Genomic DNA, 26,131 nt, shown 5'->3' with positions numbered 1-26,131 from the left:
CGATTCGGATGACAAAGCGCGCGCGAACGTCATTGAGCTGAAAGCAGCGTTTGATGTGTTGGGTGATGAAACGGTGCCGTGGACGACGTATGAAAATGATGTTGTCATGATGGACCACGAAAAAATGAAAGCGTTATTCAAAGAATTGAAAGATTCCAAGCTGCACAATCATCAAGTTGCAACAAAGCACAAATTAGCATTGGAGCAGTCAGCGGAGCCATTAAACTATAATTATTCAACCGGATGGAGCAAAACCTATGCAGATAAAGAAAATTAAAATTTGGGGCTATCATGTTCACCTTTTCGCACAAGAGTTAGCAAGATAAATTTTACTGCTTTTTTCAGTGCGAAATCCGATTGAGTGTTTTCAAGTGTGCTAAAAAAGAGTTTTATTTCTCTCGGGGTTAGAACGCGTTCGCGCTTTTTGAACGTTGCAATAGATGAATTTGCGATTTCATCGGCTGGATTTGGCAGTTTATGTCCGCGCTGAATCGCATATCGGTAGATATTCGCGATTAAATCCCGTACGAAAATGGCCGTGGAAGGCGCACCGCGATCTTTAATTTTATTGCAATGGCGGCGGATTTCATCCGTAGTGATTTCGGTCATTAAGCGATTCCCAAACGTGCCTTTAATATCTCGTTCATAAGTGGCCACGCGGAGGGCTTTTGTACTTTCTGCCAGTTGCACCTCCTCAAGGTATTTTTCAGCGAAAGCGGAAAAGCGATCTGCATTGCGGATAAGGTCTTTTTGATTACGCTTTTCACCGGCGGGAGAAATGCCTTCACTGACCTGCTTCCTTGCGATCATTAATTTTTCGCGCGCTTCTGCGAGATTTATTCCGTCGGCGCCGTATTTACCGATAGTTAATGTTTCGCGTCTACCGTTGATTCTGTAGTCGTAACGGAATGTGATAGTCCCTGCGGGAGTGACTGATACATAAAGCCCGTCACGATCAGCGACTTTATAGAGTTTATCTTTTGGTTTTAGTGATTTGATTTTTGAATCGGTGAGCATTTTTATTACGTCCATTATACCGTCTGAAAAGTGTCGGTATTTTTGATCTTTTTGGATTGTGTTTCAATACACACCGTCAAAAATAACGCAATAAAAATGAAATACTATGAAATGGTATGAAACGCCATGAAATAATAAAACCCCGACAGAGAGGGGCTTTATAACTATTTTGAAACGTCATGAAATGCGGAAATATTATTCCCACTCAATCGTTGCTGGTGGTTTTCCGCTGATGTCATATACCACACGGGAAATGCCGTTTACTTCATTGATAATGCGATTGGAAATTCTGCCGAGCAAATCATAAGGCAGGTGTGCCCAATGTGCGGTCATAAAATCGATCGTTTCTACGGCGCGCAGGGAGATAACCCAGTCATATTTACGCCCGTCGCCCATCACACCTACCGATTTCACCGGCAGGAATACGCTGAAGGCTTGGCTGGTTTTCGCATACCAACCGTTGTTATGCAATTCTTCGATAAAAATTGCATCGGCGCGACGTAATAAATCGCAGTATTCTTTTTTCACTTCGCCGAGTACGCGCACCCCTAAACCCGGGCCGGGAAACGGATGACGGTTGATCATTTCTGCCGGTAAGCCTAATGCCAAGCCGATTTTGCGCACTTCGTCTTTGAATAGTTCGCGTAACGGCTCAACTAAGCCTAATTTCATGTAATCCGGCAAGCCGCCTACGTTATGGTGGGATTTGATCACATGGGCTTTGCCGGTTTTGCCGGCGGCGGATTCGATCACGTCAGGATAAATGGTGCCTTGCGCGAGCCATTTTACGTTGGTGAGTTTTTTCGATTCGTCGTCGAACACATCCACAAACACTTTGCCGATAATTTTACGTTTTGCCTCAGGGTCGGAAACGCCCGCCAACTCGCTCAAGAAACGGCTTTCTGCATCAACACGGGTAATGTTCAAACCGAATTTATCGCCGAACATTTCCATCACCTGAACGCCTTCGTTTAAACGCAATAAACCGTTATCCACGAACACGCAATGTAAGTTTTTGCCGATAGCGCGATGTAATAACAGCGCCACCACGGAAGAATCCACGCCGCCGGATAAGCCTAAAATCACTTCGTCATCACCTACTTGCGCTTTAATGCGCGCCACGGCATCTTCAATGATGTTTTCTGCCGTCCATTTGGTTTCGCAACCACAAATGTTTACTACGAAATTGGTTAATAATTCCAAGCCTTTTTTGGTGTGGGTTACTTCAGGGTGGAATTGCACGCCGTAGAAACGACGATTTTCATCAGACATGGCGGCAATCGGGCAGGTCGGCGTGGTGCCGGTGATTTGGAAGTCCTTCGGCAGGCGGGTAACTTTATCGCCGTGGCTCATCCACACATCTAATTTGCTGTCGCCGTCATTTAAATGGGCAAAAAGTGCGGTCGGATTTTCTATTAAAACGGAGGCATAACCGAACTCGCGGTGATCAGAGGTTTCCGTTAAGCCGCCAAGCTGCATTGCCATGGTTTGCATACCGTAGCAAATGCCTAATACCGGCACGCCGGCATGAAAGACATATTCAGGTGCGCGCGGGCTGTTTTCTTCCGTGGTGCTTTCCGGACCACCGGAAAGAATAATCCCCGTTGGGTTGAAATCACGGATTTGTTGTTCGGTCACATCCCACGCCCAAAGCTCACAATACACCCCGATTTCACGCACACGGCGGGCGATGAGTTGGGTATATTGGGAACCGAAGTCGAGGATGAGGATTTTATGGTTATGGATGTTGGTCATGGTTTTCTCTAATATGTAATGGATATGAATTTTATTTAAACACTTCCGAGTGAGAATTTAGCCTTGCAAAATAGAGGGTGTCTGCTTCTATTTTGTAAATTAAAATGAGATCATTTTTGATGTGGCAATCTCGAAATCCCTGCCAATTTCCTTGCAAAGCATGATCTTTATATCGTTCGGGTAGGGATTTTTGATTGAACAGGCAATATAAAACCTCTGCATATTCCGGACCGGATTGAATTTCGACCGGAAGTTTTTTTAAGTCCCGTTTATATTCTTTTGATAAAACGTAATCCATGAAAATCCTTTTTATTTGCTTAAATCACGCATTTTTTGTTGAAATTCATCAAAGGAATCTACGCTAAATCTTTCCCCTTTTCCGCTCATTAATTCATTGATTGCATTAGCTGTTTTTGTATTCGGCTGATAATCCAAACTGAGCGGAATTGTGTTGGTTTTGGCAATTTGGGTCAAAAACATATTTAACACCTGAGCGGGCGTTAAGCCATAGCTTTTAATGACGTTAAACGCTTGCTCTTTGATGTCGGCTTGAGTACGGAAATTCACTGCGCTATCTAACATAATTTTTTCCTCCATGGTGAAATACGAGGAAATTATACGTCAATCGTATTGCAATGCAATACAAAATAGCGCGAATTTTAACCGCACTTGCTTATGATTTTTTGTCTCTCTTGTAAAACGGTGGCGCATTCTACCACTTCCCTTGAATAACGTAAACGATTGCGGTGTTTTGGCAAACAAAAGTGCGGTGGATTTCACGGGTGTTTTTTTAGTGTAGAAAAACATCGGGAAAAACCACCGCACTTTACGGTGAATTAGGCGGGAATGAATAACTCTGTGGCGATAACCACACAAATGAAACCCACCGCCATCGGCACGGACATTCGTTTCACGATTTCAAACGGAGAAATTTTCGCCATGCCGGACACCGCGACCACCACGCCGGACACCGGTGATAAGCCGCGACCTAAGTTGGAGGCTTGTAACATCGGAATAGTTAAATAAGCCGGATTGGCGCCCATTTGCGCCGCCAGTTTCGGGATCAGTTCGGCGAAAGCGTAGAATGCCGCGTTGCCGGAGCCGGTCGCCATGGTGGCTAAAATGGTGATGACGGCGAGTACTAACATCATAGTTAAGCTGCTGCCACCGAAAGATTGGGCGGAATCAATGAGATTGGTGATAAAACCAATAGTGCTTAAACTTTGTGCGAATACGCCTGCGGCGACCAATAGCATCACCACGCCGGCAAAGGCGTCCGCCATGCCGCGATAGGCGACCACCAAGTTATCAAAGGTTTTCTTCGCGCTGAAGTTGCGGGCGAAATCAATCACAGCGGTAATGATAAAACACAGAATAATGATGGTCACGATGTGCAGTTTCGGTAACCCGAATTTACCATCGAAAAGTAACACGCCGATGATGGGTAAAAGCGGTAGAATCGCGTAGAAATTCGGCGCGATGGTTTTGATTTCGGACGCGTCAACCCGTTCGATTTTAATGCCTTCTTTGCGATCCAAATAACGTTGCCAGAAAAAATGGGCGACGGCGATGCCGCAAATGGCGAAAAGGGAAACCGGCAGGCTGGTGCCGAAAGCAAATTCGCTTAATGGGATTTGGGAGATTTCGGCGGATAACACCACATCACCGGAGGTCGGTGACAAAATAATGGAAATCGGTGAGGCACAAATGGCTGCCGCCGCACCTCGAGAGATGCCGACATTGACCATGACGGGGAACAGGGTCGCCATTAACAATACGCCTAAACCTGTGGCAGAGGCGACCGCAAAGGACATCAGGCACGCTAGAAAATAGGCGAACACCATTAAAATATATGGCGAACGAATATTTTTTAAGGGTTTGGAAACCAGTTTGACCACCACGTCGTTGGCGCCCAAATGGGTCATGTAGGCGGAGAAGCCGCATAAAATCATGATCATTAAACCCAAGCCGCCGGCGCGATTTGACAGTAAATGTTTCACATATTCCAGAATATCAAAATAGGCGGAGCCGGTGCTTTTGACGTTTTCCGGCAAAATGGAATGCCCCAATAACACGGAAATCAATAACAGCGCCAAGCCGCCGAACATTAATACGCCTGTCGCCGAATAGCCTTTTACGATGTAGTAGGCGACGGCGACAATGGCGATTAAACCGATAATTAAATCCATAATTGCTCCTTAGATGGTGAGATTTATTCGTAGAACATTGAATGTAGCGAAAAAATAAAGCCACTGCAAACGGCTTTATGTACAAAGTTTGAAGTGGATCATAAAAAGTGCGGTGGATTTTAGCGATGTTTTTTTATGTTGACTTTTGCTGAATTAAACCTTGCTATTTTCATTACAGATAACTATAATACGCCACATATTTCGGACGCGGGGTGGAGCAGCTTGGTAGCTCGTCGGGCTCATAACCCGAAGGTCGTCGGTTCAAATCCGGCCCCCGCAACCAATCACAAGTTCAGTAAAAAGAACCCCAATTTTGGGGTTTTTTTATACGATAAATTTGTTGTTTAAATATCAAATAATTAATTATAACTGTTTGATAATTATTGAAAACTGGGCTGTAAGCCCTTTTTTTACGTCTATCGTTTGAGGGAGGTTGTTTTGGCAACTTTGGAACAAAAATTACAGGATTTATTACAAGGCTCGGTGGAAGATTTCGGTTGTCAGCTTTGGGGCATTGAATGCCAGCGTGTCGGTCGTTATTTAACCGTGCGTTTGTTTATTGATAAAGAAGGCGGTGTGACGGTGGAAGATTGCGCCGATGTGAGCCGTCAGGTGAGTGCAGTGTTAGATGTGGAAGATCCTATTGCGGATAAATATAACCTTGAGGTTTCCTCACCGGGGTTGGATCGCCCGTTGTTTACCTTGGCGCAATATGCCCGTTATGTTGGGCAGGAAATCTTGGTGCATTTGCGCATTCCGGTGGCGGATCGTCGTAAATGGCAAGGGGAATTGGCGAAAATTGAAAATGATATGATTACGCTGATTGTGGATAAACAGGAACAGATTTTAGCGTTCGGTAATATTCAAAAAGCTAGCGTTGTCGCGAAATTTTAAATTTAAAGAAGGATAGAAACAGCATGAGTAAAGAAATTTTATTAGCGGCAGAAGCCGTATCCAATGAAAAATTATTGCCACGCGAGAAAATTTTTGAAGCGTTGGAAAGCGCAATCGCCCTCTCAACCAAGAAAAAATACGAATATGACGTAGATGTTCGCGTCGCCATTAATCCAAAAACCGGCGAATTCGACACCTTCCGTCGTTGGGTTGTGGTGGAAGAAGTGAATAATCCGACTAAAGAAATCACGTTGGAAGCAGCACGTTTTGAAGATCCTGACGCGCAAGTGGGTGATTATGTGGAAGATCAAATTGAGTCCATCGCCTTTGACCGTATTACTATGCAAACCGCACGTCAGGTTATCAGTACCAAAATTCGTGAAGCGGAACGCAGCAAAATCGTTGATCAATTCCGCTCCAAAGAAGGTCAAATTATTACTGCTACCGTGAAGAAAAGTAACCGCGACAGCGTTATTTTAGATGTGAACGGTGAAGACGGTAACAAAGCGGAAGCAGTCATGTTACGCGAAGATATGTTACCGCGTGAGAATTTCCGTCCGGGCGACCGTGTGCGCGGTGTGTTATATAAAGTCAGTCCGGAAAGCAAAGGCACTCAATTGTTCGTGACCCGCGCCAAACCGGAAATGTTGATTGAATTATTCCGTTTGGAGGTGCCTGAAATCGGTGAAGAATTAATCGAAATCAGAAGTGCCGCCCGTGATCCGGGGTCCCGTGCGAAAATTGCGGTGAAAAGCAATGATAAACGTATTGATCCGGTGGGCGCTTGCGTAGGTATGCGTGGTGCGCGCGTTCAGGCAATTACCAATGAATTGGGCGGTGAGCGCGTTGATATCGTACTTTGGGACGACAATCCGGCACAATTTGTGATTAACGCCATGGCGCCGGCAGATGTGAGTTCCATTGTGGTGGATGAAGATAAACATGCCATGGATATTGCCGTCGAAGAAGTAAATCTGGCGCAAGCCATCGGTCGTAACGGGCAAAACGTGCGTTTGGCGACCCAATTAACCGGTTGGGTGTTGAACGTGATGACGACACAGGAATTAAACGCGAAACACCAAGCGGAAGATGACAAAGTGTTGAACTTGTTCATTGATACATTAGAAATCGATGAAGAATTTGCCCAATTATTAATTGATGAAGGTTTCTCTACGTTAGAAGAATTGGCTTATGTTTCTGTCAGCGAATTGACTGCCATTGACGGTTTGGAAGATGAAGATTTGGTCGAAGAATTGCAAACCCGTGCGAAAAACGCCATTACGGCACAAGTCTTGGCGGAAGAAGAAGCTTTGAAACAAGCGAAAATTGAAGATCGTTTACTCAATCTTGAAGGCATGAATCGACATATCGCATTTAAATTGTCGGAAAAACAAATCACTACGCTGGAAGAACTTGCAGAGCAAGGAGTTGATGATTTAGCAGATATTGAAGAACTCGGTGCCGAACAAGCTGCTGATTTAATCATGGCAGCCAGAAATATTTGTTGGTTCACTGAGTAATAGAGGAGTGAGAAGATGATAGAAGAATTAAAAGGTGCGCCGAAGAAACTGAGTTTGCAGCGTAGAACGAAAACCATTGTTAGTGGTACCAGCGCTTCCGGTAAGAGTAAAGAAGTGCAGGTGGAAGTGCGTAAAAAGCGCACTATTCCGACAGAAGCCGCACAAAAAGCCGAAGAAGCGGCAAAATTGAAAGCCAGACAAGAAGCCGAGCAAAAAGCGTTAGAAGAAAAAGTGCAAAGAGAGAAGGCGGTGAAAGAAGAAGCCGCTGAAAAAGCAAAACAGGCACAGGCCACTAAGGCACAAAGTGCGGTCAATAATCAAGTTAAATCTGTGGATCCGGAAAAAGAGAAACGCAAAGCGGAAGAAGCGGAATTACGTCGTAAAGCGGATGAGTTAGCCCGTCAAAAAGCGGAAGAACAAGCGCGTAAAGCAGCAGAAGAAGCGAAGCGTTACGCGGAACTTTCCGATGATAATCAGCACAACAGCAATACGGAAGATTACTCCGATTACAATTTAACCTCCAGTTATGCCCTGGAAGCGGAAGATGAAGAAGAGCGCCGCAATGAAGGTCGTGGTCGCGGCAAAAATAAAGTGACCAAAGCCAAAAAAGGCGGACGTGATGATGACAGCAACAAAAATGAACGCGAGTCTAACCGTCGTAATCAAAAAGATGTGAAGGGCGGTAAAGGCAAACAGGCGAAAAAGGGCAGCGCGTTACAACAAGCCTTTACCAAACCGGCGCAGGCGGTGAACCGTGATGTGGTGATCGGCGAAACCATTACTGTTGCCGAACTTGCCAATAAAATGGCGGTAAAAGCCACTGAAGTGATTAAAACCATGATGAAAATGGGCGCCATGGCGACTATCAACCAAGTGATAGACCAAGAAACCGCACAATTGGTGGCGGAAGAAATGGGTCACAAAGTGATCGTGCGTAAAGAAAACGAGTTGGAAGAAGCGGTCATGAGCGATCGTGATGTGGACGCAGAATTGGTTACCCGCGCACCGGTGGTGACTATCATGGGGCACGTTGACCATGGTAAAACCTCCTTACTTGACTATATTCGTAAAGCCAAAGTGGCGGCAGGTGAAGCAGGCGGGATCACGCAACATATCGGTGCGTACCATGTGGAAACCGACGACGGCAAAATGATCACTTTCTTAGATACGCCGGGACATGCGGCGTTTACTTCCATGCGTGCGCGTGGTGCGAAAGCGACGGACATCGTGGTGCTTGTGGTTGCCGCGGATGACGGTGTGATGCCACAAACGATTGAAGCGATCCAACATGCAAAAGCGGCGGGTGTGCCGATTGTCGTTGCGGTAAACAAAATTGATAAACCGGAAGCCAATCCGGAACACGTCGAGCAAGAATTATTGCAATATGACGTTATCGCCGAAAAATTCGGTGGTGACGTGCAATTCGTGTATGTTTCCGCGAAAAAAGGGACCGGTGTTGACGAATTGCTTGAAGCCATCTTGTTGCAATCTGAAGTGCTTGAATTAACCGCCGTGAAAAACGGCATGGCGACGGGGGTGGTGATTGAATCCTACTTGGATAAAGGTCGCGGCCCGGTAGCTACTATCTTGGTTCAATCCGGTACCTTAACCAAAGGCGACATCCTGCTTTGCGGTTTCGAATACGGACGCGTGCGTGCAATGCGTGATGAAAACGGTAAAGAAATCGACGAAGCCGGTCCGGCAATTCCGGTGGAAGTGTTAGGGCTTTCCGGCGTACCGGCGGCGGGTGATGAAGCTACTGTAGTGCGTGATGAGAAAAAAGCGCGTGAAGTGGCGTTATACCGTCAAGGTAAATTCCGCGAAGTGAAACTTGCCCGTCAACAAAAAGCCAAACTGGAAAATATGTTCAGCAACATGGCGGAAGGCGATGTGGCGGAATTGAACGTCATTGTGAAAGCGGACGTACAAGGTTCTGTGGAAGCTATCGTTCAATCTTTAATGGAACTTTCAACGGACGAAGTGAAAGTGAAAGTGGTCGGCTCCGGTGTAGGTGGTATCACTGAAACCGATGCAACGTTAGCCGCAGCTTCTAACGCCATCATTGTCGGCTTTAACGTACGTGCAGACGGCTCCGCCCGCCGCATTATCGAAAGCGAAAACATCGATTTACGTTACTATTCCATCATTTACGAATTGCTCAACGAAATCAAAGCGGCAATGAGCGGCATGCTTCAACCTGAATTCAAACAAGAAATCATCGGTTTGGCAGAAGTGCGCGACGTGTTCCGTCATCCGAAATTCGGTGCTATCGCCGGTTGTATGGTGACCGAAGGCGTCGTGAAACGTAACAACCCAATCCGCGTATTGCGCGACAACGTGGTGATTTTTGAAGGCGAATTGGAATCCCTCCGCCGCTTCAAAGACGACGTTTCCGAAGTGCGTAACGGCATGGAATGCGGTATCGGCGTGAAGAACTACAACGACGTGAAAGTCGGTGACCAGATTGAGGTGTTTGAAGTGGTTGAGGTTAAACGCTCGATTTAATCCTTTAATTGCGGTCGATTTTTATCAAATTTGACCGCAATTTTATGTTGTAGCTCTTGAAAGGATGAAAATATGTATCTAATTGAGTTAATTTGGAGGCAATGGGATATTTTTATCGTCGCTTGGGCATTCATTAACGCAGTTTGTGTTTTTTGGGGAGCATATACCCGAAAATTTTTGTGTGGTATTGGCTTACCTATCTTCATTAAACTTGGATTTTGGGGCTATTCATTAACCCTTAGTAGCTCAGATGCAGGATGGCTAGTATTTATATTATTTTTCGATATTGTAGCTAACATACTTATTGTGTTAGTAGCTTCATTATTAGGAAGGCGATTTTCAAAATTTGAGAATGAGTTGTAACAGAACCGCAAAATATAATTAGTTGGGTAAATTATAATAATTATGCTCAATGAAATATTGAAAAATTACTCTTTCCCTACTAAACCTCTATGTGTAGATTGAGTTGTTACATACTCACGAATTTAATTAATAGTGGGTTAGCAAACCCACCTTACAAGAGATAACAAAATGGCTCGAGAATTCAAACGTAGCGACCGTGTCGCACAAGAAATCCAAAAAGAAATCGCGGTGATTTTACAACGCGAAGTGAAAGATCCCCGAATCGGCATGGTGACGGTGTCCGATGTGGACGTTTCCAGTGATTTGGCGTATGCCAAAGTGTTCGTCACGTTCTTGTTTGATCATGATGAACAAGCGATCGCACAAGGCATGAAAGGCTTGGAAAAAGCCGCGCCTTATATTCGCACGCTACTTGGTAAAGCCATGCGCTTGTGGATCGTGCCGGAAATTCGTTTTATTTACGATCAATCCTTAGTGGAAGGTATGCGTATGTCGAATTTAGTCACTAATGTGGTGCGCGAAGATCAGAAAAAACACCATAAGGACAACGAGTAATGTCCAAACCGCGTAAACGTGGGCGTGATATTCACGGCGTGTTTTTGCTGGATAAACCGCAAGGAATGTCTTCCAACGACGTCATGCAAAAAGTAAAACGCATTTTTCAGGCGAATAAAGCCGGGCATACGGGGGCGTTGGATCCGTTAGCTACGGGAATGTTGCCTATCTGCTTGGGCGAAGCTACCAAATTTTCCCAGTTTTTGTTGGACGCCGATAAACGTTATTTAGTCACGGCGAAACTAGGCGAACGCACCGATACCTCTGATGCGGAGGGGCAGGTGGTGGAAACCCGCCCGATTAACGTAAAAACACCTGAAATTTTGACCGCACTTGAGGCTTTTCGTGGCGATATTTTGCAAGTACCGACCATGTTTTCCGCCTTGAAGCATAACGGCAAGCCCCTTTATGAATATGCCCGTGCCGGTATTACGGTGGAACGGGAAGCCCGCCCCATTACAATCTTTGAATTGAACTTTATTGAATACCACGCGCCGTATTTAACCCTCGAAGTGCATTGCTCCAAAGGCACTTACATTCGTACTTTAGTGAACGATTTAGGCGAGGCCCTTGGCTGTGGCGCGCACGTCACCATGCTACGTCGCACGGCAGTGGCGGATTACCCGACGGAAAAAATGATGAGTTGGGACGACTTACAAGCCTTGGCGGAACAACAAGATTTAGCGGTGTTGGATGCACTTTTGTTACCGATGGATACCGCCGTAGCGAAACTCTCGGCGTTAATCTTGGATGAAAGCCAAACCCAAGGTATCGGATTCGGTCAGCGTATAAAATTCGATAACCCGTCAAAACGACAAGGTCAAGTGCGGTTATTTTCCCATGAGAATCGCTTTCTCGGCGTTGCGGTGATTGATGAGAATAATGTGATTCGACCACAGCGATTGGTGGTGTATTGATGAAAAAAGTGCGGTGGATTTTTACCGCACTTTTTGTGTTATCAATATTGAATTGCTGCTGAATAGCTAATCTGCAGTTCTAATTCCCTTTCACTTGTAAGCCAATTTTCCAATCTGCAAAAAAGCGAGAAGTCATCATTTTCGCCGTCATTCAGGACAATTTCCGCCACATAACGATCAAATAACATTTCCATATTTTGCAGATTTTCAATATTGTAATAGCATTTGCCGTCAAATTTTCCATGAGCTCTGTTTGTTCCGTTGCGCCGCTTCTCCCGTTATCAAACTATAGATTTATATTCTGCTTGAATGTAGCGTTTTGGAAAATCTCTACAGAAAAACACCCGTTTTTTTGATGAAATAATTTTACAAACTCATTCTTTTTCAAATAGTTTTTTATTTCATGTTGGATAAAACCGTGGCTGACAATACAGCAATCTTGTTTTAGTAAGGTTGGCATTAATTTCTTAACGCGTTTTTTTTCTTCACCAATATTTTTTTGTGTTTTGTTTAGTCCCAGTAGCCATAAGATTCTGGAAAGAATAAACCATGAATTAAGCGTTAGTTTTATTTTAGGCATATTTGTTATTTTAAGATCAAACTCTTTTAGATCCTCCAATGTAATTAATTCATTACTTGGGAATAAAGCGTTTGCTGTTTTTTGTGCTCTTATCATAGGAGAAACAAATATTTTGGGAATTGTTAACATCTCTTGATATGCAGTACTTTGTTTGAAGGAATTTATTTCATCTAATGCCAAGCGTTCGGTTTCGTTATATTCAACCAAACGATTTTGAGCAACAGTGGCGTTACATTTACTTCCATCAACTAACGGTGTTACATGTCTGATAAGAACGATTTTAGGCATACTATTTAAAAATGCAGTTAAAAAACGCATGGCGTTTTGAGCGTTGGTTTTGCCAACGACCCCTATGGGGTGAGTAAATCAGCTATGCTGATTTACGAATAAAAATAACCGCACTTTATGGCGGGCATGAAAGTGCGGTCGTTTCTTGTGATGTTTTTATTTCACCGTTACCTTTGCGAACTTGCGTTTGCCCACTTGGTAAACGGCGGTGGAGGTGGTGATGATCAGCTTAGCGTCGTCCACTTTTTCGCCGTCAATTTTCACGCCGCCTTGTTGTACCATGCGGTTGGCTTCGGAGGTGGAGGCGACTAAGCCGGCGTCTTTTAACAAGTTGGCAAGTCCGATTTCACCTTCAAAGGTGAATTCCGGCATGTCATCCGGCATGGCGCCTTTTTGGAAGCGGTTGATAAATTCTTGTTCCGCCGTGTCGGCATCGGCTTCGCTGTGGAAGCGGGCGATGATTTCTTTTGCCAGCAGAATTTTCACATCACGTGGGTTTTTACCGTTCGCCACGTCCTCTTTCAGTTGGATGATTTCCGTTAACGGGCGGAAGGAAAGCAGGTTATACCAATCCCACATTAGATCATCGGAAATGGACATGATTTTACCGAACATTTCGCTCGGTGCGTCCGTTACGCCGATGTAATTGCCAAGGGATTTGGACATTTTTTTCTCGCCGTCCAAGCCCACCAACAGCGGCAGGGTGATTGCCACTTGCGGTTTTTGACCGGCAGATTTTTGTAACTCACGCCCCACCAATAAATTGAATTTTTGGTCGGTCCCGCCAAGTTCAACGTCGGCTTCTAAGGCAACGGAATCCTGCCCTTGCAGAAGCGGATAAATGAATTCGTGAATAGCGATCGGTTGGTTATTTGAAAAGCGTTTTTTGAAATCATCACGTTCCAGCATACGGGCAACGGTATAATTGCTTGCAAGGCGAATCATGCCTTCCGTACCGAGTTTGCCGAGCCAGTCGGAGTTAAACACGATGCGGGTTTTTTGCGGATCAAGAATTTTGAAGATCTGTTGTTTGTAGGTTTCTGCGTTGCGCAACACGTCTTCGCGGCTGAGTGGCGGGCGGGTGGTGTTTTTACCGGACGGGTCGCCTACCATGCCGGTGAAGTCGCCGATGAGGAAGATCACTTCATGACCGAAATTTTGGAATTGACGTAACTTGTTAAGCACAACGGTATGACCTAAATGAATGTCCGGTGCGGTTGGGTCTGCACCGAGTTTCACGCGCAGTGGGCGATTTTCTTTAAGTTTTTCAATTAAATCCTGTTCGGAAAGAATTTCATCTACACCGCGCTTTAGTTCTGCGAGAACGGTATTCATATCAGTCATGTTACTTCCTAATGTTATTCAATTACAGAAAGGCTACATTATAGAGATTATTCGACAAATTTGAATTTTTTTTACCCCGGGGCGGCAAATTTCAGGCAAAAAAAACGCCTCTTTTGTGGGGGAGGAGGCGCTAAATGTTGGAGTGATTATCTATTTTATTGTTTGAATGGTCTAAATGATAATTGTTCTCAAATATGAAGTCAAGCACCTTAATGAAAATAATTATCAAATAAATGGCGATTCAAACTTAACCCGCTTTAAACGGCGTCACTTTAGTTAAATTAAGTGCGGTGGGAATGCCTTGTGTTTTTTCAAACTCAGCGGCATAAGCATAGGCTTCCACACCTTCTTTCAGTGCCTGATGAAGTAATTCGTCATATTTGGTATCAATGTGTTTGGCGATTTGGAAATGATCAAAACCATCATGTAGCCCACAGAAGAAAATCACTGCACGATGTCCTTGTTTTTTCATGCTGATCAATTCACGTAAATGTTTTTGACCGCGCGTGGTCACCGCGTCGGGAAACATACCGAGCTTTTTGTCGTTATCTACATAAGTGATGGACTTCACTTCTACATAGCAATCAGGCAGATCTTTGCCTTTCAGCAAGAAATCAATACGACTGTTCTCTTCGCCGTATTTCACTTCGGGGTAGATTTTGTCATACATGGCAAGTTCAATAATTTGCTTTTTTTGTAATGCATCAAAGGTGAGTTGATTGGATCGATGGGTATTGATACAAACTAAGTGACCGTTTGCCAATTGGGTCAGTTCCCAGGAGCTCGGGTATTTGCGCGTGGTGCTGTCGGAGGTGGAATACCACAGGGTGTCGCCTTGCGAACCGCAACCGATCATGGCACCGGTATTAGCGCAGTGCAAGGTAGTGATGTCACCGCTCGGTAGTTGTACATCCGCGAGAAAACGTTTGTAACGACGAATTAAGGTTGCGGATTGGAGAGATGGTAATTGCATAGTGTTGACCTTTGAACAATAAAGTGCGGTTGATTTTTTAAGTGTTTTTAGCACGCCAAAGTTAAATAGTGGAAAACGATTAGTGCGCTAAAATAGCAAAGTTAGTAGTGAATTTCTAATTTTTTTGCATAAATGAAGTATTGTAATAGGGATTACATATCAAAGAAAAAGCTGAAAAAATTTTTTTACTTTTTCCTCATCAATGATAGAGTTAGTTACAGTTTGGCTGTTTTAGAATAGTCACTTGGGGTGGGTAATTTTACCCAGATTATTAATCAATCAAAGGGAATCATTATGTTAATTGGTGTACCTAGAGAACTACTTGATAATGAAAGTCGCGTGGCGGCAACACCGAAGACGGTTCAGCAAATTTTGAAGCTTGGCTTTGAGGTGATTGTTGAACATGATGCGGGTTTTAAAGCAAGCTTTGAGGATCAGGCATTTGCGGTAGCCGGCGCGAAAATCGGTGATACTGCGCAGGTTTGGGATGCAGACATAATTTTTAAAGTTAACGCGCCGACCGACGATGAAATTACCTTAATGAAGGAAGGTGCGACTTTGGTCAGCTTTATTTGGCCTGCGCAAAATCCGCCATTAATGGAAAAACTCTCCGCGAAAAAGATCAATGTGTTGGCCATGGATGCCGTGCCGCGTATTTCACGGGCACAAGCGCTTGATGCGTTAAGCTCCATGGCGAATATTGCGGGTTACCGTGCGGTAGTGGAAGCCGCTCATGAATTCGGCAGCTTCTTCACCGGACAAATTACTGCTGCAGGTAAAGTACCGCCAGCGAAAGTGTTGGTGATTGGTGCAGGCGTTGCGGGTCTTGCGGCGATTGGTGCGGCAAACAGCCTCGGCGCCATTGTGCGTGCTTTTGACTCCCGTCCGGAAGTGAAAGAACAGGTTGAAAGTATGGGTGCCAGCTTCCTTGAAATTGATTTCAAAGAAGAAGGCGGCAGCGGCGACGGTTATGCGAAAGTGATGTCCGATGAGTTCAATCGTCGCGCGTTAGAACTTTACGCCGAACAAGCGAAAGAAGTGGATATTATTATTACCACCGCGTTAATTCCGGGCAAACCGGCGCCACGCTTGATCACCAAAGAAATGGTGGCATCCATGAAACCGGGTAGCGTAATCGTGGATTTGGCAGCAGCCACCGGCGGTAACTGTGAACTCAGCAAAGCAGGCGAAGTGGTGGTTACCGACAACCAAGTGAAAATCATCGGTTACACTGATTTGCCAAGCCGTTTACCAACCCAATCTTCACAGCTTTACGGCACCAACCTTGTTAATTTATTGAAATTACTTTGTAAAAACAAAGACGGTCAAATTGACATCAATTTTGATGATGTAGTATTGCGTGGCGTGACTGTGATTCGTGACGGTGAAATTACTTGGCCGGCACCACCGATTCAGGTTTCCGCTCAGCCGCAGCAAGCAAAAGCGGCAACAAGTGCGGTCAAAAAAGAAGATGAAAAACCGGTAGATCCGCGTAAGAAATACGGCATTATGGTAGGAGTCGGTATTCTTTTCCTGTGGCTTACATCTGTTGCACCGGCCGCTTTTTTATCACATTTAACCGTTTTCGTATTGGCTTGTGTCGTGGGTTATTATGTGGTCTGGAACGTCAGCCATGCGTTACATACGCCGTTAATGGCAGTCACCAACGCCATTTCGGGGATTATTATTGTAGGAGCGTTATTGCAAATTTCACAAGGTAATCTTTTTATCAGCATGTTGGCGTTTATTGCGATTTTAGTGGCAAGCATCAACATTTTCGGTGGCTTCCGTGTCACCCAACGTATGCTTTCTATGTTTAGAAAGGGCTAAGGAGAAAACGATGTCAGAAGGTTTAGTACAAGCTGCATATATTGTGGCAGCGTTGCTCTTTATCATGAGCTTAGCTGGTCTTTCCAAACATGAAACCGCCAAAGCAGGTTGCTGGTACGGTATTATCGGCATGGGCATTGCGCTCATCGCTACCATTTTCGGACCAAAATCCGAAGGCACCTTGTGGATCATTATCGCGATGGTAATCGGCGGTGTTATCGGTATTCAACGTGCATTAAAAGTGGAAATGACCGAAATGCCGGAATTGGTTGCGATCTTACACAGCTTCGTCGGTTTGGCCGCTGTATTGGTTGGCTACAACAGCTACGGTTTGCATGATATTCCAACCATGCCGAATGGCTTAAACGATGTAGAACAAGCTAAATTTTTGGCTGAGCAAGCCGCCCTTACGAGCGTTCATAATGTGGAAGTGTTCCTCGGTATTTTCATCGGTGCGGTAACCTTCACCGGTTCTGTAGTGGCATTCGGCAAATTAAGTGGAAAAATCAATTCCAAAGCCTTAATGTTGCCGCATCGCCATAAATTAAATTTAGCGGCGCTTGTGGTTTCCGCTTTATTGATGGCGGCGTTTCTGAACAATCCGTACAACATCTTCCCGTTGTTAGTCATGACCGTTATTGCCCTTGCTTTCGGCTGGCACTTGGTGGCATCCATTGGCGGTGCGGATATGCCGGTGGTGGTTTCCATGTTGAACTCCTATTCCGGTTGGGCGGCTGCGGCGGCAGGTTTCATGCTGAGCAATGACCTGTTGATCGTCACCGGTGCACTCGTGGGTTCTTCCGGTGCGATCCTTTCCTATATCATGTGTAAAGCCATGAACCGCTCCTTCATCAGCGTTATTGCCGGCGGTTTTGGGAATGATGTACAGGTTTCTTCCGATACGGAACAAGGTGAACACCGTGAAACCAGCGCAGAAGAAGTGGCGGAATTATTGAAAAATTCCGGCTCTGTGATTATCACTCCGGGATATGGCATGGCAGTTGCACAAGCCCAATATCCGGTAGCGGAAATTACGCAAAAATTACGTGAACGTGGCATCAACGTGCGTTTCGGTATCCACCCGGTTGCCGGACGTTTGCCTGGCCACATGAACGTATTATTGGCGGAAGCGAAAGTGCCTTACGATATCGTATTGGAAATGGATGAAATCAATGATGATTTCGCCGATACCGATACCGTCTTGGTTATCGGCGCTAACGACACCGTCAACCCGGCGGCAATGGACGATCCACACAGCCCAATCGCCGGCATGCCGGTGTTAGAAGTCTGGAAAGCCGCTAACATAGTAGTATTCAAACGTTCCATGAATACCGGTTACGCGGGCGTACAAAATCCTCTCTTCTTTAAAGAAAACACGCAAATGCTGTTTGGTGATGCCAAAGAGAGTGTGGATGACATTTTAAAAGCGTTGTAATTTTTTACATTGCAATATAAAGGTAAAAAGTGCGGTGATTTTTCACCGCACTTTTTTATGCGGTTATTCACCTTTCGGAAATAAAATTTTGCGATCACCATTCCAAATCTGGCTTATACAGTATAGTTTTCATGTTTTTTATGTGTATATTTATCCAGTGAATAATTGGAGTGAATAAATATGGATAATATTCAGCTTCTTGAACAAAAACAGGTGCGCTCCCATTGGGACGAAGAACAGGAACAATGGTATTTTTCGATTGTAGATGTGGTTGGCATCTTAACAGACAGCCCAACCCCGAAGAAATATTGGAGCGTCTTGAAAACCCGTAATAAACTAACGGACTATTGGAAAGAATCGGATATTGAAAAAACGCCTAAGGAATTTGCCTTGTTAACCAATAATCTTTTTCAGGTTGGCTAAGACCTCATCATTGGATTTTACTTTAATTTCGCCATTGTCAATTTTAGTGAAAAATACAACTTCTTCTGAAAGTGTCACTTTTTGCGGCAAATGGCCTTCCTTACGATAGGTTTCCTGTGTTGTTATGCTCATAGTTATTTTCTTTTTAAAATTCAGTCGTCACCATCATACTGAAAAACGGCAGTAATGGCGATCAACACATAAAAACATACCTATACTAAAAAATAAATTTGTGTAACAACTTTATGCGAAATAAAATCAGAGACTAATCAAATCACTAATAAAATTTTACCGCGCTAAGAGAACAAGTATGAGTAAACTAACACAGGGTCATTAATCAGACAATCCGGGTTATTTACGGGAACGATTGCAAAAACAGCTATGCCACAGCTAAACAAAAGAAGAGGTGACGGTTGCCAAATAACGTACAACTATCATGAGCTCTGTTATGTTTATAAAGCAGCCCAAAAATATGTGTTATTAAACGATATTAATCTAAAAGAGTACTTTAATGAGTACCCGCCCGAGGTTTAACAGAGAAAGGGATTTTATAAATAAATGCATAAAAACATAATTATGTTTTAGTATGATGGAGTAAATATGAATATCTTAGACGAACTAAAGAAAGTATTGGATTCAAAGCGTCCGCTTGACCTCATTACAGCAAAATCCTTACAAGATGATTTTATGCTACGTTATAACCAAGCTTCCAATGCTATTGAAGGTAATCAGCTCACCTTAATGGAAACCCGGGTATTATTGGAAAGCGGGATTACGGCCAAGGGGAAACCGTTTAGAGATCACCTGGATATAATCAACCACCGGGAGGCTATTAATTACCTATTGGATATAGTCAAAATACAGGAATCTTTATCAGAACGACATATCAAAGAATTTAATGCATTATTACTGAAAGGTTCTGAAAAAGAAATCTATGCTGGAAAATACCGCACTGTACCGGTAGCCATTCAGGGTGCTGAGCATATTCCACCACAGCCTTATTTATTACAAAGTGCGATGGAAAATCTGATTATAAAAAATCAACAGGCAAAAGATAACGGACAACCAGATATAGACCGAATTGCCGAATTACACGCAGATTTTGTAAAAATTCATCCGTTTGTTGACGGCAACGGACGCACCGGTAGATTAATTATGAATCTCGAACTGATGAGTGTAGGATACAGTATCGCCATTATTGAGCCGACAGACAGGGAAGCTTATTACAACGCATTAGCGAAAGCCGATAATGGGAATTACCAGTCTATCACCAGATTAGTAAAAGAAACGGTGCAACGTTCAATAGAACGTGAATTACAGATAGTTTATCCACAGTGGCAAAAGGATTATCCTAAACTTGCCTACCAGCTAGCTAAACAAAAGGAGGTTAGCGAAAAAAAGCATGAACTTACCCTTGTTAAAGAGCAGGAAAAATTATATAAAATTTGAATCATAGTCTATTGTAATGGTATCAGTTTAAATTTTACAAGAATTGTATTTTTATTAATTCCTGAACCACCGCGTAACGTTTCTCACGCGGGAATAACCGGAATATTTTACATATTGGTATAGTTGAGATTAATTTCTCTTACATGTAGGGTGCTTTTTTCGATGTAATTGGTTCCGTAGATAAACCTAAAGAGGAACATTAATGTCTTCCACTAGATACAGCAAATCGAAGAAGTGAAAATGAAATATAATTCATATCTATCTGATGAGGAAATAGAAGGTGAAGAGATTCAGTATGTAGAAAAGAGGTGCTTAGCTCTAATGTCTTATTTTCATTGAGTATATTTTAAATTCCAAAAGCGGATTGGTTTCTATAATCATATTTTTAATGTATTCTAAAAATCACTTCCTAAACAGCTTTTTTAGAAAATCACCTAGTAGATACCCTTTATTTGTTTTGCGAAGAAATTGCTTTCAACTAATGAATCCTTAGTGCGAGAGGGCTATAATCATGTGGTTCATTGATAAAAAAGGAGCGAAAATGACAAATCAAGCTGTGCACGGTGTGCAAGACGAAATCACTGCGGATAACATTCGATTGACGCAATACAGCCATGGAGCAGGGTGTGGTTGTAAAATCTCGCCTAAGGTATTAGAGAGTATTCTGCATTCAAAAATGGAAAAATTTGTTGACCCCAATTTATTGGTGGGTAACGAAACTAAAGATGATGCGGCAGTATATGATATTGGTAACGGTATCGGGATCATCAGCACAACAGATTTTTTTATGCCGATTGTCGATGATCCTTTCGATTTTGGGCGTATTGCGGCAACCAATGCCATCAGTGACATTTTCGCTATGGGTGGTAAGCCGATAATGGCGATTGCCGTATTAGGATTTCCGATTACTAAATTACCCGCCGAGGTTGCCCAACGCATTGTTGACGGTGGTCGTTTCGCTTGTCAAGAAGCGGGCATTGCCCTTGCCGGCGGGCATTCCATTGATTCGCCCGAACCTATTTTCGGCTTAGCGGTGACCGGCATTATTGATACGGAAAAAGTTAAACGAAACGCCTCCGCAGAAGCCGGTTGCAACCTGTATTTAACCAAACCGCTGGGCATCGGCGTTTTAACTACGGCGGAAAAACAAGGCAAATTAAAACCGGAACACAAAGGGTTGGCAACTAAATGGATGTGCCAAATGAATCTGGTGGGAAGCCAATTTTCGAATATTGACGGCGTAACCGCCATGACCGATGTCACAGGTTTCGGCTTGTTAGGGCATTTAATGGAAATTTGTGAAGGCTCCGATCTTAACGCGGAAGTGGATTTTGCCAACATTAAAACCTTAGACGGCGTGTATGATTACATCGCGCAAGGTTGCATCCCGGGCGGTACCAATCGTAACTTCGACAGCTACGGACACAAAATCGCCCCGATTACCGATCTGCAAAAAGCCGTATTGTGTGACCCGCAAACCTCCGGCGGTTTGCTCATTGCCGTTAAACCGGAAGCGGAAAGCGAGGTCTTTGCCGTTGCACAGAAAGCCGGTGTGGCGCTTTATCCTGTCGGCAGATTAATTGAAAGACAGGGAATGCCAGAATTTATTGTAGTGAAATAACCCTCATCGTTTAACTTTTCGCACTTAAAGTGCGGTCAATTTTCTTGGTGTTTTTCAAGTAGAAACGTTGAAAAAAACGACCGCACTTTTTGATCTTTTCAATCTCTCATGCCGTCTCTCCATAATGTGATCCCTATCACGATTCCAAGATTCTTCTGCCTATTTAATTGACACCCAATTCCTGCCAGCATTTAATACATAAGTAAATTCAATAAGCCAAGCTGGAAGGATGTCAAAATGGCAAAACTGGAAGTGAAAAATATCACGAAAAAATTCGGTGATTTTTATGCGGCGAATAACATTACGTTTACCGCAGAAGAAGGGGAGTTCGTTACCTTACTTGGGCCGAGCGGTTGTGGCAAAACCTCATTGTTGAAATTGATTGCGGGCTTTCATATTGCCGATGAAGGGGAGATTCTCATCGGCGGTAAAAATGTCAATGAGGTGCCGCCGGAAAAACGCAATACCGCCATGTGTTTCCAATCTTATGCACTCTTTCCCCACCTCAATGTTTCCCACAATATCTGCTACGGTTTAAAGCAACGTAAAATTGATATCGAAGAACAAAAGCAACGGCTGAATTTGGCGCTAAAACAAATGGATCTGGATTTTCATAAATTGAAATTGCCAAGCGAATTGTCCGGCGGTCAGCAACAACGGGTTGCACTGGCGCGCGCAATGGTGACCCGCCCGGATGTGATTTTGTTTGACGAGCCGTTATCTAATCTGGATGCGAAATTACGCGAAAGCGTGCGTTTTGAAATTAAACAGCTTTCCAAGCAATATCATCTCACCAGTATTTATGTGACCCATGATCAGGCGGAAGCCCTGACCATGTCCGATAAAATCATCGTGTTAAATAAAGGCGCCATTGAGCAAATCGGTTCGCCGCAGGAAATTTATCATCAGCCGAAAAATCGTTTTGTCGCCGATTTCATCGGCATTGCCAACATTGCCGAGGCGCGGGTTGAACCCATCGGTGAAAACCTGTATTCCGCCAAATCGATTTTCGGCGATTTCACGGTCTTTTCTGCAAAACCGCCTGAATCCGAACACATTTATATTTGTTTCCGTCCGGAAGATATTGAATTGTTGCCGGATACGCATAAGCAGGCAGAAAATCAGATTACCATAGATATTACCAACACCGCATTTATGGGCAATATCACAGAAGTGCAGGGCATGGTGCAACGGGACGGCGAAGAGAAAAAATTACGTTTGCAATTAACGAAATGCCCGAATTTGAGCGATACGCTGACGTTTACGGTTCCTCGTAATGCCATTAAATTCTTGGAGTCGATAAAATGAAAAATCTCAAAAATGATTTAAAAGCCTGGCTGCTGTTATGCAGTGGTTTGGGAACGATCTTGTTTTTAATGGGGTCCACGTTCTATATTGTTGTGTCGCAGAGCCTTGGTCTATATAGCATGGCGGGCGAGGAAAGCCGATTCAGCCTGGAATATTGGCAAACCGTATTGAATAGCCCGGTGTTTCAAAAGTCTTATATTTATTCCGTGAAAGTGTCATTGTCGGGGGCGATTTTCTCTATTATCGTGGCTTACCCCATCGCCATGTGGTTGCGTAAAAAACTGCCGGCAAAAGTCACCATTATCACTATTTTACGTGCGCCGATGCTAGTGCCGGGATTGGTCGCCGCGTTCCTGTTCGTCAATATGATTTCCTATCACGGCATTTTAAATGAAGTCTTTGTTTATTTAGGCATCTGGGATGAGCCGAAAACCTTACAAAATGACGAATTCGGCTGGGGGGTGGTGATTTTGCAAATGTGGAAAAATATTCCTTTTGCCTTAATTTTGATCGGCGGCGCGGTAAATTCGTTAAAAACCGATTTACTGGATGCGGCGGCAAATTTAGGTTCGACACCATGGCAGCGGTTTCGTTATGTGATTTTCCCGCTGACACTCGGTGCCGTGCAGGTTTCCTTTATTTTAATTTTTATCGGCGCGCTGGGCGATTTCGCCTTTTACAGTATTGCCGGTCCGCGCAGCACCTATTCCTTGGCGCGTTTAATGCAAATGTCCGCTTATGAATTTGAAGAATGGAATCAAAGTGCGGTGATGGCGTTAACGATCATGCTGACTTCCGCCTTTTTCACGATTTTGGTGTCGTTGCTGATTAAGCCGTTGGCGGTGAAACGGGGAGAAGTCAAATGAATAACAGTGCACAAATCACGACAAAAAACGGTCGATTAATCGCCCGCATTTCCCTCATCTTTTTTATCCTCGCGAATTTTATCTGGCTGTTTCTGCCGTTTTTGATGGCGGGCTTGTGGTCTTTAGTGGATCCGTCTAAGCCTTGGAGCTATCCCGACATTTTCCCGCAATCATTGTCTTTTGAACGTTGGAAAATCGTGTGGGAAACCACCTCGTTATCGGAGGCAATGTTCAATAGCTATACTATTGCGCCGACGGTTTCGTTGATTACCATTTTGCTCTCATTGCCCACCGCCTATGCCTTCGGGCGCATGGAATTTCGCGGAAAAAAACTGGCGGAGTTGTTGACGTTAATCCCATTGGTTATTCCGGGCATGATTATCGCGTTGTTCTTCAGCCGTATGCTATTGGATTTGAACATTAATAATCCGTTTATCGGGATTGTTATCGGGCACGTCGTATTAACGCTGCCTTACGCCATTCGGATTTTATCGGCGGGATTTTCTTCCGTGCCGCAGGATTTAATTGAAGCGAGTCGCGACCTCGGAGCGTCTAAATTGACCGTGTTTAAAGACGTGTATATGCCGATGCTCAAACCTAGTTTTTTGGCGTCCATTATTTTCTGTTTAGTGAAAAGTATTGAAGAATTTGCCATTTCGTTTGTTATCGGTTCGCCGGATTTCATCACCGTGCCGACCATTTTATATTCTTTCCTCGGTTATTCCTTCATTCGCCCGAATGCCGCCGTGGTATCCATTATTCTATTGGTGCCGAACATTATTTTAATGATGATTATCGAAAAACTGCTCAAAGGTAATTATCTCTCTCAATCCACAGGAAAAGCATAATTTTAATAAGGAGACTCTTATGCAAAAAAATATTCGTAAACTTATTTCTATCGGCTTAACCGCCGCCGCATTCGTCGTGACCAATTTTGCGCTGGCTGCAACGGATTTTAGCGGCAAATCCTGGAGCGAAATTGAAGCGCAGGCGAAGAAAGAAGGCAAAGTAACGGTGAGCGTATGGTATTTGCAGCCGCAGTTCCGTAATTTCGTGAAAGAATTTGAAAGCCAATACGGCATTAAAGTCAAAGTGCCGGAAGGCACCATGGATGGAAATATCAATAAACTGATTGCCGAGAAAAACCTGGAAACCGGCAAAATGGACGTGGTGGTGCTCAACGCGGATCGCTTGAGTAACGTAGCGAAAAACGACACTCTCACCAAGCTGAATCAGTTACCGAATTTCGATAAATTAAACCATCACTTGCAAGGTGTGGAACTGGGTGATGTGGCGGTCGGTTATTGGGGCAACCAAACCGGCTTGGCTTACGATCCGCTGCGTATCAAAGAAGAGGAATTGCCGCAATCCTGGCAGGATATGGAAAATTATATTGATAAACATCCGAAAAAATTCGGCTATTCCGACCCGAATGGCGGTAGTTCAGGTAACGCCTTTATTCAGCGCGCTTTAGTTTATATTAACGGCGACTACGATTATCGCGCCGACAAAATTGATGAAGCGCAAATTGCCAGCTGGAAGAAAACCTGGGATTGGTTCAGCAGCAAAAAAGATGCGCTGATTCGCACCGCCTCCAATGCAGACAGTTTAACCCGCTTAAATGACGGCGAATTGGTGATTGTCTCCGCCTGGCAGGATCACTTGTTCAGCTTGCAAAAACAAGGCGCAATTACCAACCGCTTAAAATTTTACATTCCAAAATTCGGCATGCCGGGCGGCGGTAATGTGATGACGGTGGCGAAAAATGCGCCGAACCCTGCGGCATCTTTAGTGTTTGTCCACTGGATTACTTCTCCTGACGTGCAACAAAAATTAAGCCAAGAATTTGGGGTTCGTCCGTTAGATAGTCAATCCGGCTTAAAAGACACCATTTTCTTCTCCGCCCCATGGCGCAAAGCTGAAATGGAATCTTTCACCAAAGAAGTGATTTCACGTTAAAGGGGGCGAATCACATTAAAATATCGGCACGCCTTCCTAAGGCGTGCCTTTCACCTAAAAAGTGCGGTCACAAAAAACGACGTTTTTTGAACGTTGGCTTTGCCAACGGCCCCGTTAGGGGGGAACAAACGAGAGATCGAGTTTGTGAATAATTTCCCCACGTGTTTTTCGCTATTATGTAGCTGTTGCACAAAGATGAAATTACGGTTCCTGAGCTTGTCGAAGGATGAGTAATTTCATCCTATTTAGGCACAAAACTCATGCTTCGACTAATCCTTCGACAAGCTCAGGAACCGTCTCAGCAACCGTTTTGTGCATTTGCTACATAATGCCGGTGTTT

At 44.2% G+C, this 26,131-nt stretch carries 25 protein-coding genes and 1 tRNA gene; 17 read left to right on the top strand and 9 right to left on the bottom strand.

Going from position 1 to position 26,131, the window contains the following annotated elements; translation table 11 throughout:
* A partial coding sequence (locus A3CS_RS0104230; RefSeq protein WP_019518266.1) for a DUF4376 domain-containing protein occupies positions 1-277 on the top strand: 277 nt, incomplete at its 5' end.
* On the opposite strand, the gene A3CS_RS01000000110860 is transcribed toward A3CS_RS0104230, so the two are convergent.
* The 5 genes from A3CS_RS01000000110860 to dcuC all read right to left on the bottom strand — a co-directional run bounded on the left by A3CS_RS01000000110860 (position 274) and on the right by dcuC (position 4,961).
* The gene (locus tag A3CS_RS01000000110860; RefSeq protein ID WP_005545985.1) at positions 274-1,032 is read right to left on the bottom strand and encodes a tyrosine-type recombinase/integrase; all 759 of its coding nucleotides are present in this window, start codon (positions 1,030-1,032) and stop codon (positions 274-276) included. The genes A3CS_RS0104230 and A3CS_RS01000000110860 overlap by 4 nt on opposite strands.
* A gap of 180 nt (positions 1,033-1,212) precedes the next feature.
* Positions 1,213-2,772, bottom strand: a complete 1,560-nt coding sequence (gene guaA / locus A3CS_RS0104220) for a glutamine-hydrolyzing GMP synthase (RefSeq protein WP_005545986.1) — start codon at positions 2,770-2,772, stop codon at positions 1,213-1,215.
* Between the two features lie 31 nt (positions 2,773-2,803).
* Positions 2,804-3,070: a type II toxin-antitoxin system RelE/ParE family toxin gene (locus A3CS_RS0104215; RefSeq protein WP_005545988.1), complete on the bottom strand. Its 267-nt coding sequence runs from the start codon at positions 3,068-3,070 to the stop codon at positions 2,804-2,806.
* Between the two features lie 11 nt (positions 3,071-3,081).
* Positions 3,082-3,354, bottom strand: coding sequence for a type II toxin-antitoxin system RelB/DinJ family antitoxin (locus tag A3CS_RS0104210; protein ID WP_005545990.1), 273 nt, complete (start codon positions 3,352-3,354; stop codon positions 3,082-3,084).
* A 254-nt stretch (positions 3,355-3,608) separates the two neighbouring features.
* Positions 3,609-4,961 carry an anaerobic C4-dicarboxylate transporter DcuC gene (dcuC, locus tag A3CS_RS0104205; protein WP_005545994.1) on the bottom strand — a complete coding sequence of 451 codons (1,353 nt, stop codon included), beginning with the start codon at positions 4,959-4,961 and terminating at the stop codon, positions 3,609-3,611.
* Positions 4,962-5,167: 206 nt separating this feature from the next.
* Between dcuC and A3CS_RS0104200 the strand changes: the two genes are divergently transcribed.
* The 7 genes from A3CS_RS0104200 to truB all read left to right on the top strand — a co-directional run bounded on the left by A3CS_RS0104200 (position 5,168) and on the right by truB (position 11,715).
* Positions 5,168-5,244: transfer RNA gene (locus A3CS_RS0104200), tRNA-Met, on the top strand.
* Between the two features lie 155 nt (positions 5,245-5,399).
* Positions 5,400-5,855: a ribosome maturation factor RimP gene (rimP, locus tag A3CS_RS0104195; protein WP_005545995.1), complete on the top strand. Its 456-nt coding sequence runs from the start codon at positions 5,400-5,402 to the stop codon at positions 5,853-5,855.
* Positions 5,856-5,878: 23 nt separating this feature from the next.
* Positions 5,879-7,375 carry a transcription termination factor NusA gene (gene nusA, locus A3CS_RS0104190; RefSeq protein ID WP_005545997.1) on the top strand — a complete coding sequence of 499 codons (1,497 nt, stop codon included), beginning with the start codon at positions 5,879-5,881 and terminating at the stop codon, positions 7,373-7,375.
* A 15-nt stretch (positions 7,376-7,390) separates the two neighbouring features.
* The gene (infB, locus tag A3CS_RS0104185) at positions 7,391-9,880 is read left to right on the top strand and encodes a translation initiation factor IF-2 (protein ID WP_019518265.1); all 2,490 of its coding nucleotides are present in this window, start codon (positions 7,391-7,393) and stop codon (positions 9,878-9,880) included.
* A gap of 72 nt (positions 9,881-9,952) precedes the next feature.
* A complete protein-coding gene (locus tag A3CS_RS1000000111860) occupies positions 9,953-10,243 on the top strand; it encodes a hypothetical protein (RefSeq protein ID WP_019518264.1) in 291 nt (96 codons plus the stop codon).
* 168 nt (positions 10,244-10,411) lie between these two features.
* Positions 10,412-10,798, top strand: a complete 387-nt coding sequence (rbfA, locus tag A3CS_RS0104175; RefSeq protein WP_005546001.1) for a 30S ribosome-binding factor RbfA — start codon at positions 10,412-10,414, stop codon at positions 10,796-10,798.
* The gene (truB, locus tag A3CS_RS0104170; protein ID WP_005546004.1) at positions 10,798-11,715 is read left to right on the top strand and encodes a tRNA pseudouridine(55) synthase TruB; all 918 of its coding nucleotides are present in this window, start codon (positions 10,798-10,800) and stop codon (positions 11,713-11,715) included. Before rbfA ends, truB begins: the two co-directional genes overlap by 1 nt.
* Before the next feature lie 286 nt (positions 11,716-12,001).
* Here the strand turns inward: truB and A3CS_RS0104160 are convergent, their stop codons facing one another.
* From A3CS_RS0104160 to sfsA, 3 genes are all read right to left on the bottom strand, one after another.
* Positions 12,002-12,613 (bottom strand): histidine phosphatase family protein, encoded by a 612-nt coding sequence (locus A3CS_RS0104160; RefSeq protein WP_019518263.1) that lies wholly within the window; start codon positions 12,611-12,613, stop codon positions 12,002-12,004.
* Between the two features lie 126 nt (positions 12,614-12,739).
* Entirely contained in the window at positions 12,740-13,927 is a 1,188-nt protein-coding gene (gene tyrS, locus A3CS_RS0104155; protein WP_005546008.1) for a tyrosine--tRNA ligase, read from the bottom strand.
* A 247-nt stretch (positions 13,928-14,174) separates the two neighbouring features.
* Positions 14,175-14,900, bottom strand: coding sequence for a DNA/RNA nuclease SfsA (gene sfsA, locus A3CS_RS0104150; protein WP_005546010.1), 726 nt, complete (start codon positions 14,898-14,900; stop codon positions 14,175-14,177).
* A gap of 294 nt (positions 14,901-15,194) precedes the next feature.
* Between sfsA and pntA the strand changes: the two genes are divergently transcribed.
* The 3 genes from pntA (at position 15,195) to A3CS_RS0104135 (ending at position 18,588) form a co-directional block, all read left to right on the top strand.
* Positions 15,195-16,730, top strand: a complete 1,536-nt coding sequence (pntA, locus tag A3CS_RS0104145; RefSeq protein ID WP_005546011.1) for a Re/Si-specific NAD(P)(+) transhydrogenase subunit alpha — start codon at positions 15,195-15,197, stop codon at positions 16,728-16,730.
* Positions 16,731-16,740: 10 nt separating this feature from the next.
* Positions 16,741-18,165 (top strand): Re/Si-specific NAD(P)(+) transhydrogenase subunit beta, encoded by a 1,425-nt coding sequence (pntB, locus tag A3CS_RS0104140; protein WP_005546013.1) that lies wholly within the window; start codon positions 16,741-16,743, stop codon positions 18,163-18,165.
* A 180-nt stretch (positions 18,166-18,345) separates the two neighbouring features.
* The gene (locus A3CS_RS0104135) at positions 18,346-18,588 is read left to right on the top strand and encodes a hypothetical protein (RefSeq protein ID WP_005546015.1); all 243 of its coding nucleotides are present in this window, start codon (positions 18,346-18,348) and stop codon (positions 18,586-18,588) included.
* On the opposite strand, the gene A3CS_RS1000000112010 is transcribed toward A3CS_RS0104135, so the two are convergent.
* On the bottom strand, positions 18,559-18,720 hold the full coding sequence (locus tag A3CS_RS1000000112010) for a hypothetical protein (protein WP_005546017.1): 162 nt from the start codon (positions 18,718-18,720) through the stop codon (positions 18,559-18,561). The two genes, A3CS_RS0104135 and A3CS_RS1000000112010, sit on opposite strands and share 30 nt — an antisense overlap.
* Before the next feature lie 468 nt (positions 18,721-19,188).
* Here A3CS_RS1000000112010 and A3CS_RS0104125 point away from each other — a divergent pair, with 468 nt between their 5' ends.
* The 6 genes from A3CS_RS0104125 (at position 19,189) to A3CS_RS0104100 (ending at position 25,791) form a co-directional block, all read left to right on the top strand.
* Positions 19,189-20,037 carry a Fic family protein gene (locus A3CS_RS0104125; protein ID WP_005546018.1) on the top strand — a complete coding sequence of 283 codons (849 nt, stop codon included), beginning with the start codon at positions 19,189-19,191 and terminating at the stop codon, positions 20,035-20,037.
* Positions 20,038-20,578: 541 nt separating this feature from the next.
* Positions 20,579-21,658, top strand: coding sequence for a selenide, water dikinase SelD (selD, locus tag A3CS_RS0104120; protein ID WP_012820977.1), 1,080 nt, complete (start codon positions 20,579-20,581; stop codon positions 21,656-21,658).
* A gap of 237 nt (positions 21,659-21,895) precedes the next feature.
* Positions 21,896-22,966 (top strand): ABC transporter ATP-binding protein, encoded by a 1,071-nt coding sequence (locus tag A3CS_RS0104115; RefSeq protein WP_005546022.1) that lies wholly within the window; start codon positions 21,896-21,898, stop codon positions 22,964-22,966.
* Positions 22,963-23,832, top strand: coding sequence for an ABC transporter permease (locus A3CS_RS0104110; RefSeq protein ID WP_005546023.1), 870 nt, complete (start codon positions 22,963-22,965; stop codon positions 23,830-23,832). The genes A3CS_RS0104115 and A3CS_RS0104110 overlap by 4 nt, the downstream gene beginning before the upstream one ends.
* Positions 23,829-24,680, top strand: a complete 852-nt coding sequence (locus tag A3CS_RS0104105) for an ABC transporter permease (RefSeq protein ID WP_019518262.1) — start codon at positions 23,829-23,831, stop codon at positions 24,678-24,680. Before A3CS_RS0104110 ends, A3CS_RS0104105 begins: the two co-directional genes overlap by 4 nt.
* Positions 24,681-24,699: 19 nt before the next feature.
* Positions 24,700-25,791 carry an extracellular solute-binding protein gene (locus A3CS_RS0104100; RefSeq protein WP_005546027.1) on the top strand — a complete coding sequence of 364 codons (1,092 nt, stop codon included), beginning with the start codon at positions 24,700-24,702 and terminating at the stop codon, positions 25,789-25,791.
* The last annotated feature ends 340 nt before the right edge of the window (positions 25,792-26,131 follow it).

The organism is Aggregatibacter actinomycetemcomitans DSM 8324, from assembly GCF_000372365.1.
GTDB classification, from domain to species: domain Bacteria; phylum Pseudomonadota; class Gammaproteobacteria; order Enterobacterales; family Pasteurellaceae; genus Aggregatibacter; species Aggregatibacter actinomycetemcomitans.
The sequence above is the reverse complement of the archived record's forward strand: the minus strand, read 5'-3'. Positions and strand labels throughout refer to the sequence as shown.

Coding starts and splice junctions, on each gene's coding strand:
- A3CS_RS01000000110860 (WP_005545985.1), bottom strand. CDS start 1,032: ATGGACGTAATAAAAATGCTCACCGATTCAAAAATCAAATCACTAAAA.
- guaA (WP_005545986.1), bottom strand. CDS start 2,772: ATGACCAACATCCATAACCATAAAATCCTCATCCTCGACTTCGGTTCC.
- A3CS_RS0104215 (WP_005545988.1), bottom strand. CDS start 3,070: ATGGATTACGTTTTATCAAAAGAATATAAACGGGACTTAAAAAAACTT.
- A3CS_RS0104210 (WP_005545990.1), bottom strand. CDS start 3,354: ATGTTAGATAGCGCAGTGAATTTCCGTACTCAAGCCGACATCAAAGAG.
- dcuC (WP_005545994.1), bottom strand. CDS start 4,961: ATGGATTTAATTATCGGTTTAATCGCCATTGTCGCCGTCGCCTACTAC.
- nusA (WP_005545997.1), top strand. CDS start 5,879: ATGAGTAAAGAAATTTTATTAGCGGCAGAAGCCGTATCCAATGAAAAA.
- infB (WP_019518265.1), top strand. CDS start 7,391: ATGATAGAAGAATTAAAAGGTGCGCCGAAGAAACTGAGTTTGCAGCGT.
- A3CS_RS1000000111860 (WP_019518264.1), top strand. CDS start 9,953: ATGTATCTAATTGAGTTAATTTGGAGGCAATGGGATATTTTTATCGTC.
- rbfA (WP_005546001.1), top strand. CDS start 10,412: ATGGCTCGAGAATTCAAACGTAGCGACCGTGTCGCACAAGAAATCCAA.
- truB (WP_005546004.1), top strand. CDS start 10,798: ATGTCCAAACCGCGTAAACGTGGGCGTGATATTCACGGCGTGTTTTTG.
- A3CS_RS0104160 (WP_019518263.1), bottom strand. CDS start 12,613: ATGCGTTTTTTAACTGCATTTTTAAATAGTATGCCTAAAATCGTTCTT.
- tyrS (WP_005546008.1), bottom strand. CDS start 13,927: ATGACTGATATGAATACCGTTCTCGCAGAACTAAAGCGCGGTGTAGAT.
- sfsA (WP_005546010.1), bottom strand. CDS start 14,900: ATGCAATTACCATCTCTCCAATCCGCAACCTTAATTCGTCGTTACAAA.
- pntA (WP_005546011.1), top strand. CDS start 15,195: ATGTTAATTGGTGTACCTAGAGAACTACTTGATAATGAAAGTCGCGTG.
- pntB (WP_005546013.1), top strand. CDS start 16,741: ATGTCAGAAGGTTTAGTACAAGCTGCATATATTGTGGCAGCGTTGCTC.
- A3CS_RS0104135 (WP_005546015.1), top strand. CDS start 18,346: ATGGATAATATTCAGCTTCTTGAACAAAAACAGGTGCGCTCCCATTGG.
- A3CS_RS1000000112010 (WP_005546017.1), bottom strand. CDS start 18,720: ATGAGCATAACAACACAGGAAACCTATCGTAAGGAAGGCCATTTGCCG.
- A3CS_RS0104125 (WP_005546018.1), top strand. CDS start 19,189: ATGAATATCTTAGACGAACTAAAGAAAGTATTGGATTCAAAGCGTCCG.
- selD (WP_012820977.1), top strand. CDS start 20,579: ATGACAAATCAAGCTGTGCACGGTGTGCAAGACGAAATCACTGCGGAT.
- A3CS_RS0104115 (WP_005546022.1), top strand. CDS start 21,896: ATGGCAAAACTGGAAGTGAAAAATATCACGAAAAAATTCGGTGATTTT.
- A3CS_RS0104110 (WP_005546023.1), top strand. CDS start 22,963: ATGAAAAATCTCAAAAATGATTTAAAAGCCTGGCTGCTGTTATGCAGT.
- A3CS_RS0104105 (WP_019518262.1), top strand. CDS start 23,829: ATGAATAACAGTGCACAAATCACGACAAAAAACGGTCGATTAATCGCC.
- A3CS_RS0104100 (WP_005546027.1), top strand. CDS start 24,700: ATGCAAAAAAATATTCGTAAACTTATTTCTATCGGCTTAACCGCCGCC.